Source organism: Flavobacterium sp. NRK F7 (genome assembly GCF_024054195.1).
Taxonomy (GTDB): Bacteria; Bacteroidota; Bacteroidia; order Flavobacteriales; family Flavobacteriaceae; genus Flavobacterium.
In genome coordinates, this window is sequence record NZ_JAMXLB010000004.1 from 1 (window position 1) to 522 (window position 522).

Annotated in this window: 1 protein-coding gene; it reads right to left on the reverse strand. The window is 37.4% G+C overall.

Annotated elements, in window-relative coordinates:
* A partial coding sequence (locus NHF47_RS17025) for a hypothetical protein (RefSeq protein ID WP_252766118.1) occupies positions 1 to 522 on the reverse strand: 522 nt, incomplete at both ends.

Consider the following 522-nt stretch of genomic DNA (forward strand, 5'->3'; position numbering starts at 1 on the left):
GGATTAACTACGATAGTTTCTGTATCTGTTAATGGTGTCACACAACTTCCAACTGCAATTTGGCTTAAATCTATAGTTTGGTCAATAGCTGCTGCAGTAACAATTACTTGTCCGTTTCCAGAAGCATCTAAAACGACCGTTTGGATTGTTGCTCCTCCATCTAACGAATAGCTTACCGTTGCATTTTGTGTTCCTACAATAGTAAATATGGCATCTTCTCCATCACAAATTGGACCGTTTCCTGTTAGACTCGTTACACTTGGTAATGGATTAACTACGATAGTTTCTGTATTGGTAACTACTAATGAACAAGTTGTTGTCGTATTTTGAATTAAGGATAAAGTAATCGTTTGATTAACCGTTGCTGCTGTAATAATAACTTGTCCATTTCCTGAAGCATCTAAAACTAGCGTTTGAGTAGTTGTTCCTCCGTCTAACGAATAACTTACTGTTGCATCTGCTGTACCAACAATATCAAATATCGCATCTTCTCCTTCACAAATTGGACCATTTCCTGCTACA